The organism is Corallococcus caeni, from assembly GCF_036245865.1.
Classification (GTDB): Bacteria; Myxococcota; Myxococcia; order Myxococcales; family Myxococcaceae; genus Corallococcus; species Corallococcus caeni.
On record NZ_BTTW01000075.1, the window covers coordinates 1 to 413 of the forward strand.

A 413-nucleotide genomic window follows, 5' to 3' on the forward strand; every position below is an offset into this window, starting at 1 on the left:
GTGACAATGGTGGTGTATATCATCAACTGGACGAATCTCAACGCTTATTTCTGGACGCGTGGACTACACAAATGCAACGTTTGTTGAACCGTAACAAAGAAAAGCCCTACAGACGAATAGCCAAATCTTCCTCATTTACTCTTAAACCTCTATCCCCTAGAGAAGTGTGTGATGACCAAATCAGAATGGGAGAAAAGAGAGAACAAGAGAAAGAAAATAGTGAGGTACCACAAAGGAATATGAAAAAGAAGAGTGATACACCCGAGGAAAAGAGTGATACACATGAGAGAAAATTTAATTATTTTGCAGAGGCGAGTGAAGTGAGGAAAGTGTTACCTGCTCATGAACCACTCAATCTACAGTATTGCAGAGACAGTAAACTTTCCACTGCTAATCCTAGTCAGTTTACTATT

At 39.7% G+C, this 413-nt stretch carries 1 protein-coding gene; it reads left to right on the forward strand.

Translation table 11 applies throughout. The features are described 5' to 3' along the window. Positions 1–71 precede the first annotated feature (71 nt). A partial coding sequence (locus AABA78_RS39320) for a hypothetical protein (protein WP_338270601.1) occupies positions 72–413 on the forward strand: 342 nt, incomplete at its 3' end.